This is a genomic window from Anatilimnocola aquadivae, assembly GCF_049819085.1.
GTDB lineage: Bacteria > Planctomycetota > Planctomycetia > Pirellulales > Pirellulaceae > Anatilimnocola.
In genome coordinates this window covers 6,183,406-6,201,961 of sequence record NZ_CP187419.1, presented here as the reverse complement: position 1 = coordinate 6,201,961, position 18,556 = coordinate 6,183,406, and the positions used below count along the sequence as shown (strand labels likewise).

Annotated in this window: 6 protein-coding genes and 1 tRNA gene; 4 read left to right on the top strand and 3 right to left on the bottom strand. The window is 58.5% G+C overall.

Annotated elements, in window-relative coordinates:
- The first annotated feature begins 339 nt into the window (after nucleotides 1-339).
- Nucleotides 340-564 carry a hypothetical protein gene (locus NA78x_RS24370; RefSeq protein WP_425614991.1) on the top strand — a complete coding sequence of 75 codons (225 nt, stop codon included), beginning with the start codon at nucleotides 340-342 and terminating at the stop codon, nucleotides 562-564.
- A gap of 741 nt (nucleotides 565-1,305) precedes the next feature.
- On the opposite strand, the gene NA78x_RS24365 is transcribed toward NA78x_RS24370, so the two are convergent.
- From NA78x_RS24365 to NA78x_RS24355, 3 genes are all read right to left on the bottom strand, one after another.
- Complete coding sequence (locus NA78x_RS24365; RefSeq protein WP_425614990.1) at nucleotides 1,306-2,637, bottom strand: PQQ-binding-like beta-propeller repeat protein; 1,332 nt, start codon at nucleotides 2,635-2,637, stop codon at nucleotides 1,306-1,308.
- A gap of 288 nt (nucleotides 2,638-2,925) precedes the next feature.
- Nucleotides 2,926-3,198 carry a hypothetical protein gene (locus NA78x_RS24360; RefSeq protein ID WP_425614989.1) on the bottom strand — a complete coding sequence of 91 codons (273 nt, stop codon included), beginning with the start codon at nucleotides 3,196-3,198 and terminating at the stop codon, nucleotides 2,926-2,928.
- Between the two features lie 705 nt (nucleotides 3,199-3,903).
- Nucleotides 3,904-3,990 (bottom strand) — tRNA-Ser (locus NA78x_RS24355).
- A 494-nt stretch (nucleotides 3,991-4,484) separates the two neighbouring features.
- Here NA78x_RS24355 and NA78x_RS24350 point away from each other — a divergent pair.
- From NA78x_RS24350 to lptB, 3 genes are all read left to right on the top strand, one after another.
- Nucleotides 4,485-15,194, top strand: a complete 10,710-nt coding sequence (locus NA78x_RS24350; RefSeq protein WP_425614988.1) for an autotransporter-associated beta strand repeat-containing protein — start codon at nucleotides 4,485-4,487, stop codon at nucleotides 15,192-15,194.
- Nucleotides 15,195-15,755: 561 nt separating this feature from the next.
- The gene (gene lepB, locus NA78x_RS24345; protein WP_425614987.1) at nucleotides 15,756-17,537 is read left to right on the top strand and encodes a signal peptidase I; all 1,782 of its coding nucleotides are present in this window, start codon (nucleotides 15,756-15,758) and stop codon (nucleotides 17,535-17,537) included.
- Between the two features lie 58 nt (nucleotides 17,538-17,595).
- Nucleotides 17,596-18,426 carry an LPS export ABC transporter ATP-binding protein gene (gene lptB / locus NA78x_RS24340; protein ID WP_425614986.1) on the top strand — a complete coding sequence of 277 codons (831 nt, stop codon included), beginning with the start codon at nucleotides 17,596-17,598 and terminating at the stop codon, nucleotides 18,424-18,426.
- Nucleotides 18,427-18,556: the final 130 nt, after the last annotated feature.

The following is an 18,556-nucleotide window of genomic DNA, read 5'->3' as shown; positions in this document are numbered from 1 at the left end:
ATACATTGCGGGGTCGGGGATACTTAGTTGTCGAAATAGATAAGCTCGACAAGTTCCGCCACTGCTGCAACCAGCCGTCCGGTCCACTGACCTGATCGAATGACTTTGTGGTTGCCAAGCCTGCGGTGTTCTCCCCCGACCTCTGTTCCACACTCTAATCTATCGACGTTCGCCTGCGCATGTCAATCTTTTTACGCGCCGGTTACGGGTTCCCCGTCATCATTGGCATGAGGAGAGCCCCGGTTGCCGTCTTGCCAGGGAGCGACTTCCCACCCATTCCTACGAGGGCTAGAATCACCCGTCCTGCCCATCAGTCATCACTTTTCGCCCAGTGAATGCATGCCGCTGCTCATCATCCTGCTGGTCTGTGCGATCCTGTTTGTGGTGATCGGAATCACCGGCTTCTCGAAACGGGGCATTCCCCTGTCGAAGACGACCTACGTCAACGGCATTTCGGGTAAGCTCATCGGGACACTTTGCATCCTGACCGGCGTCCTTCTGCTGCCGGCTTTCTACCTCTTCTTTTCGGTCCTGATGGCCCTCGTCGATCCACGGAATCAATAGGCCGATGCAGCGGGCCGTTGGCTTCGGCTACCAAGGCAAGCCCCCCCTGCACACTTCGAGCGAAATCGTATTGACGAAGTTTCACCGACAATATGTAATTGATAGTTGCCAAGTTGTTTTGCGGTGATTTTTCACTTGCTTTGTTTTTGTTAAATATCGGAGGCTTATTTGCCGCTACGGGAATTATGAACAGGCCGGCGATGCAGTGAGCAGGTCGCGAAAAGTGGTTATCAAATGGTTTTCAGACGTTCGTCAGAATGATGGGGTTGTGGCAGAGCAAGTCGTTGGGAAATGGATGGTTAGGTAAATTGAATTATCAAAAATAAGTGCGCAAAAAGTTATCAGATATTGGTGGTTGTTGATGGAAGAGGTGGGGGTACGTCGTAGCGGTTAAGGGCGGGCAAGCCCGCTTGATGTGACCCGTCAGCGTGTCGACCGCACCGCGGCGAGAGAATAAAGATTAATGGAAGGCAAATTTCCGTTGTTGGAATCACGAGCAGGCTAACGAGGCAGTGAACAGTTCACGAAAACTGGTTATCGAATGGTTTTCAGACGTTCGTCAGAATGATGGGGTTGTCACGGAGCAAGTCATTGGAGAACTGATGGTTAGGAAAATTCGGTTATCGAAAAAAAGTGCGCAAAAAGTTATCAGCTATTGGTGCGTGTTGATGGGTCAAGCAGCGACGCTTCGCAGCGGTTAAGGGCGGAGATGGTTAAAGAAGGACCGGCAGTTGCCGCGGTCTAGTCGGCCGCTTTACGGATGCAGAAGAGCTGCGACTGCGTGCGGATGAGGAGCGCGTCGCCGGCGATGGCGGGCGAGGCTTGCACCTGGCCGAACAGACTGTTGGTGGCGAGTTCTACGAACTTGCGGCCGGGCTGAAGGACGTAGGTGACGCCTTCCTGGCTGACGAAGTAGAGCTTGCCGTCGGCGAGGATCGGGCTGGCGGCGAAGTTGCCCCCCAGGCGATGCTTCCAAAGCTCGTCACCCGTTTTGGCATCAATGCAAACGGCGATACCTTTGGAAGAGACATAGTAGAGTTCGCCACCGGCCACGAGCGGCGAGGAAAGCTCCGGAACTTGCGAATCGACAGTCCACTCCACATGCGTGCTGCTGACATCCCCCGTGCCATCGACCTTGATTGCCCATAGTTCGGGCTTCATGAAACCCGAGCAGACATAAACGATGCCGTCTTGATAGACAGGGCGAGGAACCGCCGCATGAAAACCCGTACCAAAGCTGCAACGCCAGATCTCCGCGCCGGTTGCTGGTTCGTAGGCACAAACCCACTGCGCTCCGACGCTGATGAGTTGCTCGCGGCCAGCGTGGGTGATGAGCAGCGGCGTACTGAAGGACCGCTTCAACTTTTTATCGGTGGAGGCAATCTCGGGGCGCGATGTTCGCCAGACCTGTTTGCCGGTGAGCTTATCGAGGGCGATGACGAATTGCTGATCGGTGCCGTCGCAGGCGACGATGAGCAAGTTTTTGTAGAGGACCGGCGAGCCACCGGGGCCGGTGATGTCGTCGACCGAGATCACTTGCTTCCACAGTACCTGGCCACTCTTCAAATCGAGACACACGGTCCCCAGCGAACCAAAGTGGCAATAGAGACGCTCGCCATCGCTGACTGGTGTTGGCGAGGCATACGAGTTCTGCGCATGGATGGGCGTGGGATCGTCGATGGTAAACAGTTCGATGTTGCGGAGGATCTTGCCGGTTGCCAGATCCACTTCAATCGCCAGCAAAGTGACGGCGGCGTGCGTCTGAAAATCGGGAGTCAGAATCGGATTCTCGGCGAGTTTGGCCTCGCGTTTTTTTGCACTGAGAGCGGTCTGCTCGGCACTGGTCAGCCAGATGCGATCGCCGATGACGATGGGCGACGACCAGCCATTGCCGGGAATGTTAGTTTGCCAGATGGGCGGCTCGAAACCGCCCCAGCGTTCGGGCAGGTTCTTGCCGGTCGCGTGCCCGTTGCCGCTGGGGCCGCGGAACTGCAGCCAATCCTGTGCGCAGGCAGGCGAAAGGAATGCCGACAGCAGCAGGGCAATCAAGCTGAGAATAAAAGGACGGCACATGCGCGGGCACCCAACGAGAGAAACGATTCCTCAAGTTTAGCTTACGCCCGCCTGCCGAAGAACGCGATTGTAACGCTCGCAGCGATTGACAAAGAATCGCGCTAAGCAGCCAGTGCAGAATCCGCTTCACGATTGAGGCCAATTGCAAGACATGTCATTGGCAAGAAAGTGGTGATTGTAGGCAAGTTTGTTGACAACCAATCACCATTTGTCGGTAATTGCGGAATGATCTTCGAAAAAATGGTGGATCAAACTGCGTCCCGTCGCTACCACGGATTCTGCGAGTGTTTAGACCCAGGTCAGGTAAAACGCATTGTCCTTGGCACCAAAGCCCACAATGATTGCCGTTCGTTCGTCGCAGCCTGGGAATCGCATTAGCACCGAGCGACCGGTGACTCGAAAAAGAGCCAGTTGCTCCAACTGTCCGGGGGTCAGCGATTTGCTGTCGAACTTGAGCACTAACGAATCGCCGCCGCCGCCGTCCCAGGTGGCTGGTGCTTCGAGCTCATCCATACGTACCAAACCCGTGTGTGCATGAATGCCTGAAGTGGCTGATGACATGCTCGGCTCCCCATTTAAAGTATTCGGGGCGAGAGCTCAAAAGAAGCGAGCGCCGAGAAGAAGTTCAGGTTGCATCGTCTGCCGAACTTCCCGAATCCGCAAGTGAATTGCCCACGCATTGTCAAAGTTTAAGCACTTAGCCATGACCAATTTTGGGTAGGAACCCTGGGATAAGAGCTCAGCGTGGGCCGGATGGCCATCTTTTGTCAACGGCAACAAGAGGCCGGCTTCAACCACTATTGCATCAAGCCGCTCAGTCTGGAAACACTGCTCGACCTGTGCAAGAAGATTGTGCCCATGAAGCCGAAGTAGGACGCGCATTGGCGAACCGGGTGCCGGACAGACCAGCGGAATTGCGCGACAAAGTCCATGGCAACAACAAGGTAAGATATTGACAACAAATCACCACTTGTAGATAATGTCGTAGCGATCTTCGGCAAATTGGTGGAGCGAAACCCAAGGCGAGGTGGGGCCCACATGCGCGATGTATCTGCGTCGCACTTCGTAGCGAAATCGCCCGCATTGCCGGCTGCGAAGAGTGGGACGAATCCAAAAACTGGCCAGGTTATTGGACAAATAGAAGCGAGGCAAAAATTGCGTGTCTAGACGCAAGTCTTCTGCCGGCAGCAGCTTCCGCTGCGATTGGGAAATCGGTGCCTGTCCAAAAACTAGAGGGGTTTATGGACGATTGGGCTAGAAGAGAAGCGGATGGAGAGGGATTCGAACCCCCGGTACCCTTACGAGTACGGCAGTTTTCAAGACTGCTGCCTTAAACCACTCGGCCATCCATCCAGGCTATTCACTGCTGAGACACGCAACCGGGCTAACCGGTTTGCGAGGTGGGTACAGCGGTGCTTGGCAAACGTAGCCCACCGGGCTCGCTTGGCTGCAAATATTCTAGCAGCAGCGACGGGCTGAGAAAGGCCGTTCTGAGAAAGGCCGTTCTGAGAAAGGCCGTTCTGAGAAAGGCCGTTCTGAGAAAGGCCGTTGTTTGTCTTGAGTGTCCGCCAGACCGGCCAGTTTGTTCAGCCTGTTTGACATTCGTTCCATCTGCTTGACGCCAGGGCGACGAAACGTCGCAGCCTTGCAGGGCACTTTTCACCGAATCGGCACATCCCGGTGAATACCCCTGCCATTAGCTAGGAATTTGAGTTGGCGTCGTTATACTCGGACCAACGGGTACACCCTGCGCATTCGGCATAGTTGCCCAGTCGCAGGTCCCACCGAGTCTGAGATCAACGGCTCAGTCTCATCAGACCATTCCTCTCCCCATCTAGACCTCTCCCATGCTCAACCGCTCAACTCGGTCGTTGTGGTCTCGTTTTCTTGGTCGCAAAGCACGCTCGGCGGCCCCAGCCAAACAGCGACGACGATCGTTTTTCGAGCCATTGGAAGGTCGCCAATTGCTGGCTTCGTTCACCTGGCTGGGAACGGCGAGTACCGACTGGGCCAATCAAGCCAACTGGGATATTGGCGATGCCTCGCCTGGCGACGACGGCGTACCGGGCGCTGCCGATAGCGCTTTGATCAATGATGTGGCCAACGATCCCCTGTTGGATTCGGCTCGCTCGCTAGGCGCGCTGTCCGGCGCGGGCATCATCAACCTGGGTGCGAACACGCTGACTGTAGGTGCGCTCAACACCTCGACCGCGTTCAACGGCACGATGTCCGGCACGGGCGGGCTGACGAAGAGCGGCACCGGCACACTCACGCTGGGCGGTGCGAATTCGTATAGCGGCACGACGACCGTCGATAATGGCACCTTGACCTTTGCCGTCGATCAGACTTTGGCCGGTGGTGTAGCCTTTGGGGCCACCAATGGCTCGACGACTGTCGGGACGCTCAATTTGAATTCGGCCAACGCAACCTTCGGCGGCCAGTTGGTCGTCCGTACAAACACGGCGACGCCCAATCAGATCACGGTCGGCAGCGGCAAGTTGTTGTCGGTCGGTGGCGGCATGGCGCTCGGATATGACGCCGGCAGCGGCTCGGGGATCCGAAATTCGAATCTGACCGTCAGTGGTCTCGGCGGCATGGCGGTCACAGGGGCTGATGTCAATATCAGCGTGAATCAGGCAGCGACCAACGCTGGCTATTTCAGCGCGTCCGTATTTGACGCGACGGGACTTGGTAGCTTCAGTGCAAATCTGACCGGCAACTTCAATGTCGGCGTGGGGACTACAACGACTGGACGGGGCACTGCAAATCTATCGAACACAGCCAACACGATCATCGCGACGGCTTTTCAGGTCGGCCACTCGGGCGGCAACAATGGCAACGGCGATGCCAATTTGGTCTTCGGCACCGGCACAAATGTCATTCGAGCTGACTCGTTCAATGTCGGTCTGGGAAAAATCGGTGGCACCGCGAAATTCCTGTCACAAGCCGCCGCCAGTCCCGGCACTTTGAGTATTTCCAACAAGGCTGGTTCCGGCGCAGCGAATATGACGTTGGGCAGCCATAACGGCACCGGTACCGCAGCAGTATTCACAGGCACGCTGGACGTTCGCGGTCACGTCGTTACGGTGAATGCAGCGACCGTCACTGTCGGCAATAGCAACGCCAACGCCACTGGCATTGCCAGCGGTGTGATCTCGTTTGATGCCGGCACGTTCGCCGCGGCGACGTTGAATTTGGGCCTCAAATCGAGCACGGGCATCAATGTCAGTCCAAACTCGGGCGTGCTGAATATCAACGGTGGCGCGTTCTCAGTAAGCGGGACAACGACCATCGCGGGCCACTCCGGCGGTGCTGGTGCGGGCGCCGTCTCGGGCACGCTCAATCTGAGCAACGGCAGCTTCACCACAGGTTCGCTGCTGGCCGCCAACAAGTCTGGCGCGGCCACCAATGGTCCCACAGCCAATATTAACGTCAGTGGTGGTGCCCTCACGGTCAACCCAGCGGGCACGTTCAACCTGGGCATCAACTCGAACGCAGCCGCAGCAGCGGCCGTGGCCAACCTGACGATCACCGGCGGTACTGTCACCTCCAATGTAGACATCGTCGAAGGAGCAATTACGGGACCGACTACTTCGACGATCACGCTCAACGGCGGCACGCTCGATCTGGCGGGTAAAAGCATCGGCGCTGCGAATCCAATCAATACACTCTCGCTGCAAACAGGCACACTGAAGAACGTACTGCAAATCAACAATGGCGCGGCAATCACCAAGACGACTGCCGGCACGCTGAACATCGACGGCACGAATGGCTTCACCGGGCTGACGACGATCTCAGCGGGCACGCTCGGCGGAACTGGCTCCACTGGTCCACTGACGATCGATGTCGGCGGTACTCACAACCCGGGCAACAGTCCTGGCCTGACCACCGTCAATGGCAACTACACTGAGAATGGCACGCTCGTCATCGAACTCGATAGCCACGCCGGTGGTCCTGGTGTGGGCTACGATCAGGTCCGCGTGATTGGCGGCGGCAGCGTCACGCTTGGTGCCGCTTCGATTTTAAACATCGTTGACCTTGCTGGAACTTTCCTACCCACACTCGGTCAGGTCTTCAAGCTGATTGACAACGATGGTGGCCCCGGCGATCACACCGGCCTCTTCTCGAACGTGGCGAATAACCAGATCTTTGTGATCGATGGCCAGAGCCTGCAGTTCTCGTACAACGGCGGCGACGGCAACGACGTGGTGCTGGTTGCTCTCACAGGAGCACCTCAGAACCTCTACATCAATGACGAATTCGTGGCCGGTGTCGTCGATGGCGATCTCGAAGCAGCAGGTACGCAAACGGCCACGGTGGGCGTCGATGCCTTCGCGTCTTTCAGTGCCGCGTTCGCCGCATATCCCAACTACAACGGCACCATCATTGTGAATGGTGGCAACTACGCTACGGCCAATCTGGCCGCGGGCGGTGGCGGTGACGTCACTCTGCGTCTGGTGCAAGATCCTATCAACGCCGAGCCCAATGTCAGCATTCAGAATCTGACCGGCGATGCCAATGATGCCATCATCACGCGCTTCCATAATGTGGCCAACGCCAACCTGATCGTCGAACAGGGCTCGTTCACCGGCATCGTTTCCGGACAAGGCGGGATCGAGAAGAACACTGCCGGCACGCTCAATTTGCAAGGCAACAACACCTACAGCGGTGTTACGACTATCAACGGCGGTGTGATCGAAGGGCTCATCGGTGGCACTGTCGCCGCGCCTACGACTCCCTTCGGCACGTCATCGCTCGTCATCAATGGTGGACAAGCTCGCTACACTCGCACGAATGCGCTCGACGCTGGTCTGGTCCGCACGACGCGCACGGGCGCTCTCGGCGGCAATACCGTGGCCATTGACTACGACGGTGCCGGTGGCGTCACCGCAGTCGATACACAGATCAATCGCACCCCGCCATCCAACGAAGGGAGCCGTTGGGTCGGTTTGATGCAGGTCACCTCGCCCGGCAACTACACCTTCCGCACACGATCGGACGATGGTTCCCGGCTGTACATCAATGGTGTTCTGGTTGTGAGCAACGATGGTGGCCACGGTCAGCAAGATCGCACGAGCATCCCGATCAATTTGTCCACTGGCTTGCACACGGTGACTTACTACTTCGCCGAAGGTAGCGCTGGCGGCGGTGGCTTGGCCCGCATGGTCTACTCCGGTCCAGACACAGCCAACGCTTTTGTCACGACTCCCACCTCGGTCTTCTTTCAATCGGCACCGATCGCTCAACCCAATAGCGTGACAGTGACTGCCGCTGGAGGCGGCATCGATGTCACCGGCAATGTCCCTGGGCTTTCGCTCCCTTCGCTCAACATTGGGGCCGCTGGTTCCACGAACTTCGCCGTGACCGCTGCTTCGGGTCGCCGCGTCAATTTCGCCGCCACGAATCTGCAAGCCAACGGCGCGACGGTCAATTTCAGTGCCAACCAATTTGTCGGCTTGGGAATTGTTTCGGATGGGGCCAACACCGGCCTCACGTTCAACAATCAAGGCAGTGGCCAAGTCATTCTGGATAACACCAGCGCCGCCGCGAACGACCTAAGCGGAACAACCCTGCGTCTTACGAATGGTCGCTTGGTGAACATGGGCTCGGGTGCTGGTGGTGCTACGTCGCCGCTGGATAACGCTCCGCTGATTGAAATCGCCGGTGGTACGCTCACACTCGATAGCAAGTTGAACAGCTACACGATCGCCAATCCAATTACGGTCACGTCTTCGGGCGTGATCGAAGTGGTTCCCGGCAACTCGACGATCGTGCATAGCGGACTCACCACAATCAACGCGGCCCAATCGCTGACCGTGCGCTCGTATGGCGGTACCGCTGCGGTTCGCGGTGCTCTGCTGCAGATGAATGGGCAAATCACCGGCGCGGGCGACTTGATCAAGACGAATGTTGAAACGGCAATTGTCGAAGAACCGAACACCAGCGGCAGCGGGTTCTTGCGAGTCACGAATAACGCCAACAACTATTCCGGCACAACCACTGTTAGCGGCGGTGTGCTGATCACCAATGTCGCGAATGGTCTAGGTGCAACATCCGGCGATACGCTTGTGCTGAATGGGGCGCAACTCCGCATCGAAGGCACAACCACCATCGGTGCTGGTGAGACGATTACGATCGCCGGCTCGGGTCCAGGTGCGGGCGGTGCTTTGCGAAGCGAGGCAACGAGCGTCATCACCGATAAAGTTTTGCTTAGCGCGGCAGCGACGATCGTCTCGAATACTGCCTCATTAACGCTCACTGGCGGGCTCGATGTCACCAATGGCACCGTGACGATTGACGGTGGAGGTGCCACCACACTTCCTGCAGGTACAGGCACAATCACTGCTTCTGCAAACTCGAACGGCCTGATCAAGTTGGGCTCCGGCGCGCTCACGTTAAATGCTACTAGCAACTACACAGGTAGCACGACGATCAACGCTGGCACTATCAGCATTGCTGCCGACAATCACCTCGGCACCGCTCCCGGAGCACTCACGAACCATCTGATCTTGAATGGCGGAACCTTACAGGCCCGTGCTTCGTTTGCCCTTAACTCCAATCGTGGCGTTCAGCTTAACGGTGCTTCAAATTCTACGATTGCCGTCACAGCTGGCAACACACTTACCATTGGTGGTGCAGCGAACATCGTCAACGGCACAGGTAACCTGGCGAAGACCGACACGGGCACGCTGGTGCTGTCCAGTGGCAACAACTTCACGGGCTATACGACTGTCTCGGCAGGTACGCTACGAGTTCAAGACGCCAACAGCCTTGGTGGCATCTCGCAAGGCACAACCATCAACTCGGGTGCAGCTCTGGTCTTCGATGGTAACTTCACCGCTGCAGCCGAACCGATTTTGGCGGTTGGGGCCGGCACTGGTTTTGGCGCGGTTACGGCAACGGGTAACGTCACCTTGCCCGGTAGCGTCGGTATCACTGGTGACACCACCATCGGCCACAGCGTCTCCGGTTCGACACTCACGCTCGCGGGCTCGTTTGGCAAAGAGTCTCCCGGCAATCTGACTTTCGTGGGAGCCGGAAATGTGACCGTTGCTGGCAGTATTGGCGATGCAGATTACACGCTGACGCCATTCACCGCCCGCGTTTATAACGTCGCCACGCTCCCCTCTATTTCGACTGCCGCCAATGTCGATGCAATGGTCCAGGGGACGTACGCACCCGCTGCCGCGGCCACCGTCTCTGTGCCCGGTGCACTGACGTTTGGCTCCGATGCAATTTTCAGCACTCTCTTTGGCGTCACGCTGGCGGATAACTACGTCACGCTGTTTTTCTCGACGCTGACGGTCAACACTGCAGGCACTTACACCGTCGCGGCCACCGGCAACGATGACGCCGCGGCCGTCTGGCTCGATGCCGACGGCACGCCCGGCATTCAAGCAGCCGACCTCCTTCAAAGTGTCGGCAACGGCAACACAGTGCCGGCTACCAAGTTCCTCAATCCTGGTACTTACACGCTGGTCTACGTCCATCGCGAGAATACCAGTGGTTCCGCTCTGACGGGTCGGCTGCAAGGACCTACGAATACCAGTCCGGCCAATGCTGCGTTGCTTCGCGTTGTCACTCCTTCGCTCACCACGACGGGTACCAACAATCTTGTGCTCAATGGTCAGGGTACTGTTACCCTCAGCGGTGCGAACACTTACAGCGGCACGACGACCGTGAACAGCGGCACTCTGCTGCTCAGCGGTCCCGCGGCAACGCTTGGCTCTGGTGCAGCAGGTACCGAAGTGAAGTCGGGAGCTACGCTCGCTCTCGCAGGCGGCGTTGTAGTAGCCAACGAAGCAATCACGCTCGATGGCATCGGTGCTCCCACGCAACTTGGTGCGTTAGTGAATGTGAGTGGCAACAATTCCATCGCCACTTCCAGCAGTCTCACGGCCCGAGCCGTTAACCTCGGTGAAGTTCGACTGGCCTCGATTGCCGACTCACTCACCATCGACGCAGACATCAACCTGGAATCTTCCCGCCTAAGTGCCGATGGGGCGGGTGATATTGTCATCAATGGTGATATTTCCGGATTGGGAATGACCGTCGGCACTCCGCTCGCCGCAGGCGTCTCCAACGTCTTTGCCGATGTGCCTGAAGCGAGTGGCTACTCGCTAGCGCTCGAGCACAACAATTTGCCGAGCAGCGTCAATGGGGCCGCCAACTTCCCCTACACCCTCAATAACACGACGTCGATCGGTGCCTTCGACCGCATCGCCTACTACTTAGAACTGGAAGGTGGTGCGAACGCTCCCACTCGCGAATTCGTCTACGTCTCGATGGATGCCTTCACGTCGAACATCAATCAGATCGGCGTGCCAGCTGCTCCGACAAAATGGGCCTTCCAGCAGTTTGTTAGCAACATGAATGTTTTTGCTTCGGCGAACTCGGGCGTAACGAACGGTACGGGCCTAGCGACTGGCAATATCGAGATCTGGCCCAGCAACTACAACGGTACCAATTCCTTCAATGTCCCCAATGCCAGTTCCATTGCCGGAAACGCCGGGTTTGATTTCGGCGATGGTGGTTTCAACACGAGCGATGGCCACGGCTCGTTCCAGATCCATAACTTCGACCTCGATGGTGCGGGCCCGGGAACCGTTGGTGAAACCCTGATTGCCTACAATCAGTGGCGCAATGCGAACCCAGGCTTGGGAATTGGCACAAATCCCGCTGGAGCCACTTCGAGCTACGACTGGACGTTCGTCAATAACTTGAGTTCGTACAGCCTCCTCAAACGGATGACGATCCTCGTTCGCGAAGTGAACCCCAGCTTCCGTCAATCAGACAACAGCCTCCTGAAGCAAGGTGCCGGCACACTGACTCTTACGGGCACTAACACGTACACCGGAACGACGTCGGTGAATGCGGGTGTGTTGGCGGTGAATAATGGCGTGGGGACGGGAGCGATTCTGGATACTGCTGGGCCGGTGAATGTGGCGTTGGGAGCAACGCTGCAGTTGTTGGCGAGTGAGACGGTGTCGAGTTATGTGGGGACCGGAGATGGGGTCGGGTCGAATGATTCGCTGCTGGCGTTGGGTGCGAACACGCTGACGACGGTGGGAGATGCGACGATCGCGAATGTGAGCACGGCGGCAGGTGGTGGGATCGTGGCGGGCGGCGCGATCATTGATGGGGACGATGATAATAATGTGACGGGCCCGAATGTGTTCTTGCAGGCGGCGACGGGCATCGGTGCGGGGAATACGCTCGAGACGTCGGTCAGTGCGATTCAGCTCTTCAACACGACGAGCGGCGAGATCAACGTGCTGAATAGCGTGGGCGGATTGCTCACGGTCAGCGATCTTCGCACGCTCGGCTTTGGTGCTCGCAACGACGGCGGCGCCACGACCGTCGTCAACAGCAGTCCCCTGACGATCGCTGCCAACAGCATCTCAGCGGGCAACGTCACCTTCACGGCTACCGACGACAACGATGCCCCGGCGCTCGATGATGATCTGACGATCAACGGCGGCGTGACGGTGGGCTCGACGACGGCGAATGTGTTCTTGAATGCGGGTGACGATGCGATCATCAACGGCAACGTGAGCGCGGCGCTGCAAGTAACGATTGGTGTGGATGTCGGTGATGCGGAACTGCCGGCAGGTACCGATGCGACGACTGGTGGTGTGCTCACCATTGCCAATGCCGCGGTGATTACGACACCGCTGGCGGGCGTTGGTGGTGGCACGTATCTGAATGGCAATGACGACCACGATACGTTTAACTTGGCACCGCAGAGCACGACGGAGTTCTTCATCAATGGGAATCTGCCGGTGGGAACGTCGCCGGGTGATACGCTCAATCTCGATATCGCGACGGCGGTGAATCCGCTGCTAACGCTTGGCGGCATCGGCGCGGGGACCTGGACGTTCGGCGTGCCGCTGCGGCAAGTGGTGTACACGAGCATCGAAGATGTGAATGCGAATGCTCCGTATCACCTGGCTCTCGATGCGAACAACACGCCGTTCGGGAATACCGGCGTCGACGATCATCTCACGCTCTCGCGCAGCGGAACCGACTTCGTGCTGTCGCGGACCGGCGATGCGATCGCGCCCGACGACAACGACGTGGGCATCGTGTTTCAGGGAGATTTCGCGACGATTCTCTCGTTCACGTACCTTGGCAGTAACGATCGCGACTTCCTGACGATCAACGACCTCGGTGGGCTCGTGAACTTCAGCGGTCTCGCGCCGGGAGCGGGCGACAACACGAATCTCGCTGGCCAGGCCGAGTTCTTCTTCGATGGCGGCGGTAACAACGACACGCTTATCTTCGCGCTCACCGGTCCGAGCGCGTCGCAGACGTATGCCTTCGGCACGAACAGCGGCAGCACGCCGAGCAACACGGGTGAAGTGCTGAGCAGCAGCAACGCCGTCGATCTGCAAACTTACTTCGCGAACGTCGAACTCGTGCAGCGCACGGGCGCGGGTGCGACTCCGGGCGCGCTCACCGTGCTCGGCAGCGATGTGGCGGATGCGCTGAGCATCGCCGCGAATCTTGCTGATACGCGCGTCAGCATGGGGGTTGGCTACACGCCGTTCGACTTCAGCGGCGACAATTTTACATCGCTGAATGTGAACGCTCTCGCCGGTGCCGACTCGCTGAATCTTGTCAGCTTGGGTAGCGGTCAGACAAACGATCCGGCGATCAACTTGCACGGCCAAGGCCTGTTCGCCGATGACGGCGCGGTCGATACGCTGCGAGTGCAGAGCACCAGCGGTAACACGGGCGTGGTGACACTGCGTGGCGGTCTTGGCGGCGACTTGTTCCAGCTGTTCGATGCGGCTCCGACGGTCGACTTCATCGCCGGTCCGGTCGTGGTCGACGGCAGCGGCGGCGACATGACGTTCGCCGTCGATCGCCTCGAGATCAACGACAGTGGCGACCTCACGGGTGACACCGTGGCGCTGAACGCACTCAACGGCACTGATCCGGATTACGTCCTCACCGGTCTCAACGCGAGCGGTGTCACCTTCCGCAACATCGACAACCTCGATTACACCGGCACCAGCGACGCGGACAACATCAACTCGCAGTTGACGCCAACGACGACTCCGCACGATCTCGATGCGGTCATTCTGCGCGGTAACGGCGGCAACGATCAGTTCCGCGTGTTCACCTCCGATCAAATCGGTGGCACCTCGCCGCTGCCAAGTGGCTTGGCCAGCGGTGTGACGAGCGTCTCGCTGTTTGGCGATGCGGGCCTCGATACGTTCGGCGAAACACCGGCGGGGCTCGTCGGCACCGGCGCGATGAACGTCGGTCTCGTGGTGGCACCAACCACGCAGCTGATTCGTCCGAGCACGACCACCGCGATCACGATCAACGGCGGCATTCCCACGAATCCACTCCCCGCTCCGGTCGGCGACATCATCGGCGACACACTCAATCTCGATATCACTTCGATCCCCAACACCGCGCCCGTCGTGGTTGCCGCCGGTTCGTCCGGCGTGCTCAATAGCGCGGGCCAACCGGTCGCTTGGAGCGAAATCGAAGACCTGAATCTCGTCGACCAAGGCAAGCTGACCAACGTGCAAGTCGGCGACTTGTTCGCTCGCACGACCGCTGCGAACGACTTGATTCAGTTCAGCCGCAACAATACGGTGGCACAGCCTCACCGCGTGCGTCTGCGGATCAACAGCACGTTCGGCGACTACAACGTGAGCAACAAGACAATCGTCTACGCCGGTGACGGTGCCGACTACGTCACGCAAGCGAACCTCACGGTCTCGGCGGAGTTCTATGGCGAAGGTGGCAACGATCTGCTCTATGGTGCGACCAACAACGACTGGCTGGTCGGCGGTCTCGACAACGACAGTGTGAATGGCGGCAACGGCGACAACGTGCTGTGGGGCGATAACGCACCGGCATCGACCGATGTGGTTCCGCCGCAGGATTCGCCCATCGGCGGCAACGACACGCTCAGTGGCGGCACCGGCAACGACGTGATTTATGGCGGCGGCGGCAACGATCGGCTCGGGGGCTTCGACAGCAACGACTATCTGCACGGCGGCTTCGGCGATGACATCGCCGACGGCGGCTTCGGCGACGATCGCGTCTACGGCGGTGCGGGGAACGATCAGCTGGCCGGCTATCTCGGCAACGACTTGCTGGTGGGCGAAGCTGGCAACGACATTCTCAACGGCGGCAGCGGCAACGATGTGCTGATCGGCGGCACCGGCGAAGACAACATGAGCGGTGAGTTCGGCAACGACCTGCTCATCACGGGCAGCGTCGCCAACGAACACAGCACGTGGACCTCGGTCGCCAGTGTGGGACCGTTCAGCGCGGCCACGTATTCGAGCGGCACCGATAACGACGCCGCCCTCCTCGCGCTGCTCAACATCTGGGGCACATCGAACCTTCGCACCGGCCTCGCCACCATCACGCACGACGGTGTCGATGACGACGTCTATGGCAAACTCGGCGACGACGACTTCTGTTGGGAAGCCGCGGACGTCGCCGACCAAGGCCCCACCGCCCTCTCACCCCCCGACTTCCAAGTCCCCGGCAACGGCACCGACGAACGCTTCGGACCTACGATGTAGGGGGCCGTTAGCTCAAGAAATAGAAAAAGAGCTACGGCTCCGGTCATCGAGATGATGGGGCAGTACCATCTCGAAGGAAGAGCCGCAGCTCCGTGTGCGGTGAATCGGCGAGCGAGGTGTCTGAACATTTCGCGCAATTCTATTTCTAATATCGGCACCGCAAATTCGTTTGTGCACTAAAGTCGCTCGCATATGACAACAGCGTGTCAGCGACGCGATTGGTCGAGCCCTCCGGACGGGCGGGGCGCAAAACAGCCTGCCGTCTGGAGTTACAATTGGGCTCAACCACGCAGTCGGCTCAGCCCGAGCCGCTGCCACCACTCTGCCCAGTTCAAGTTCCCGAGATTCGTTGTTTTCGCTATATTTGGACCCAGCTGACGAATAAATTCCGTCGGCACCGCCTCTCACTTTGATCGTCTATCGGTTGCAGCAATGGCCAAAAAGTCAGCATTGGACGCTCCAAATGCCAGTTCCGGCAAGGAAATTGCTAGCAAAAAGAGCGGGGGGGAGAAGTCAAAGTCTCACGATGGCGGCTGGCGCGAGACCATCGAATCCCTCGCCATGGCAGTCATTTTGGCACTTCTCTTTAAGGGATATGTTGCCGAAGCCTTCGTGATTCCCACCGGTTCCATGGCGCCCACCCTGCAAGGCCGGCACAAGGACGTTGAATGCCCGCAGTGCAACTATCGGTACCAGACAACAGCCAGCGACGAGGTCGATCGCGCGGGATATCTGTCCGGTAACCATGTCATTTCCGGCACCTGCCCCGTTTGCCGATTTACTCACACATTCGACCCTCTGGCCGATGCCAATGAGGGTTCCTTCAGCGGCGATCGCATCATCGTCAGCAAGTTTGCTTTCGAGGTTGCCGAACCCAAACGCTGGGATGTCATTGTCTTCAAGTTTCCGGAAGACGCCTCGCAAAACTACATCAAGCGGCTCGTTGGTCTGCCTGGTGAGACCCTGCGAATCGCCGGTGGAAACATCTTTACGCGAAGCGCAGAGGAAGCCCCAGAAGCCGAAGGCATTGCTCGCAAGCCGCCCCACAAGTTGACGGCCATGCTGCAAATTGTGGACGACTCGGATCACATTCCGCAGGCGCTGCAAAAAATTGGTTGGCCGTCGCGTTGGAAGGAACTGTCCGAAAGCGATAGTTCGCCCGGCGTGTGGAAAAGCGAAGACGGCGGCAAGTCGTTTACCTGCTCGCCTGCGACCCAAACTGCCTGGCTGCGATATCGGCACCTGGTGCCCCACTATTCCGATTGGCAGTCGATCACGGTCGACAATCGCCTGCCGGACGATGTTCCGCAGCGTCGTGGCCAACTCATCACCGATCTCTACGCTTACAACACTTCGGTCTACATCGATACAGAATCCGGCAACTGGGCTCCCGAGCCAAGGTACTACCGGCCCACCGTCAATGCCCATGTCGATCTGGAAGAAGTACCAGACCGATTGAAGTCGCCCGATGGTCGCGAACTGCTGTACAACCCCAGCCTGGTTGGACCTGGCATTCCCTGCAGCGAAGAGTTCCTCGGCAATCATTGGGTCGACGATCTGGCCGTCGAGTGCCTCGCCGATATCAGCGACTCCCAGGGAACCATTTCGCTGGATCTCGTAAGAGCCGGTGTTCACCAGCGCTGCACCATCAATGTTCAAGATGGCAAAGCCACTCTCAGCCGGATCAATGCCGCGGGCATGGCACTGCCGTTTGTCGACGAAAAGAACCAGGAAGTTGCCAATCCCACGGCTACGACAGCCGTCAAGGGAGCCGGCGTCTATCGCTTGCGTTTGACGAACTGCGACCACGAAGTGATGCTGTTCGTCAACAATCGGCCTGTCAAATTTGATCAAGCAACCACCTACCATTCTGACAAAGTTGTCGCTCCGCAATGGACTCCAGAAGACCCACTCGATCTGGCACCTGCCGGTGTGGGAACCAGCGGCCTGAAAGCCAAGATCTCGCAACTGCGAATCTTCCGAGACAAGTACTACATCGCCATCGACGGCGGTTACCAAGGTGCCGACTATCTGGCCCTTCCCCCCTCCCCGGCTGGCGAACAGCGATCACTTCAGCAGATTTTCGCCACGCCCGAAGTCTGGCCAAGCAGCGGGCTGTTCGATCCAATGAATCGTCGCCGGGTCGAGTTCTCGCTCGGCGAAGACCAGTTTTTCCCGATGGGCGACAATAGCCCCAGCAGTTCCGACGGTCGCTACTGGGATCCCAACGACTACCTGACTCGCGATTTGCTGATTGGCAAAGCGCTCGTGATCTACTGGCCGCACAGTTGGAACCGGCCGATGTTTTGGCCCAATTTTCAGCGAATGGGCAGGATTCGGTAGCTCGGCGGCAAGCACAGCCGCGCCGGCTACTTACACCACGCGTTATGGAGAACGCTCGATGCCAATTCTGGAATCGCATGGACTCGTGAAGGTCTACGGCCGCCGCCGCGTCGTCGATGGCGTCAGCTTTGAAGTCGATACCGCAGAGGTCGTTGGTCTGCTCGGCGGCAACGGTGCTGGCAAAACCACCAGCTTTCGCATGACGTGCGGAATGGTCGATCCCGATGCCGGGCAGGTAATTCTTAACGGCGTCGATGTCACCAAGTGGCCCATGTATCGCCGCGCCAAAGATGGCGGCATGGGTTACCTGGCCCAAGAGTCGAGCGTCTTTCGCAAGCTGAGCGTCGAACAGAACCTGCTGGCCGTGATGGAAATGCTGGGGATGGAGCGTCGCGCGCGCAAGGCCCGCACCGACGAACTGCTGGAGCAGTTCAAGATCACGCACATCCGCAAAAGCAACGCCGCCCGGCTCTCCGGTGGTGAACGACGACGTCTGGAAATCGCCCGCTGCCTGATCAGTGAGCCGGAGATCATTCTGCTGGACGAACCGTTCACCGGTATCGATCCCGTGACGATCCAAAGCATTCAGGTCATCATTCGCGAACTGAAAGCCCGCGGCATCTCGATCCTCATTACCGACCACCAGGTGCGCGAGACCCTGCAAATTACTGACCGCTCGTACGTGGTTCATCAAGGTCGCATCTTGTGCCACGGCACTCCCGCCGAAGTGCTCGCCAACCCCGATGCCCGCAAGTTCTACTTCGGCGAGGGGATCGATTTCGGCACCTCGGGTCCACCGCGTCCGCATCTGGGCAGCGAAAGTTCCCGTCGTCGCACCTCGCGCATCGACCTGCACAGCGAAGACACCCTCGACGCTGAGGCCTCGTGATTTGTCGCTCGCTTTGCTGTGGGAGAGTCGTATTTCGCGCCATCGACACGGTGGAAAACCACTCGGCGGCTGGCCGCAAGCGACTCGCACTGATAATCTTGCGTTGAACGCAATGCATCCACGACCTATA

What these genes read in the sequence shown, in the direction of transcription:
- lepB (WP_425614987.1), top strand. Translation starts at nt 15,756, where the DNA reads ATGGCAGTCATTTTGGCACTTCTCTTTAAGGGATATGTTGCCGAAGCC.
- NA78x_RS24350 (WP_425614988.1), top strand. Translation starts at nt 4,485, where the DNA reads ATGCTCAACCGCTCAACTCGGTCGTTGTGGTCTCGTTTTCTTGGTCGC.
- NA78x_RS24360 (WP_425614989.1), bottom strand. Translation starts at nt 3,198, where the DNA reads ATGTCATCAGCCACTTCAGGCATTCATGCACACACGGGTTTGGTACGT.
- NA78x_RS24365 (WP_425614990.1), bottom strand. Translation starts at nt 2,637, where the DNA reads ATGTGCCGTCCTTTTATTCTCAGCTTGATTGCCCTGCTGCTGTCGGCA.
- lptB (WP_425614986.1), top strand. Translation starts at nt 17,596, where the DNA reads ATGCCAATTCTGGAATCGCATGGACTCGTGAAGGTCTACGGCCGCCGC.
- NA78x_RS24370 (WP_425614991.1), top strand. Translation starts at nt 340, where the DNA reads ATGCCGCTGCTCATCATCCTGCTGGTCTGTGCGATCCTGTTTGTGGTG.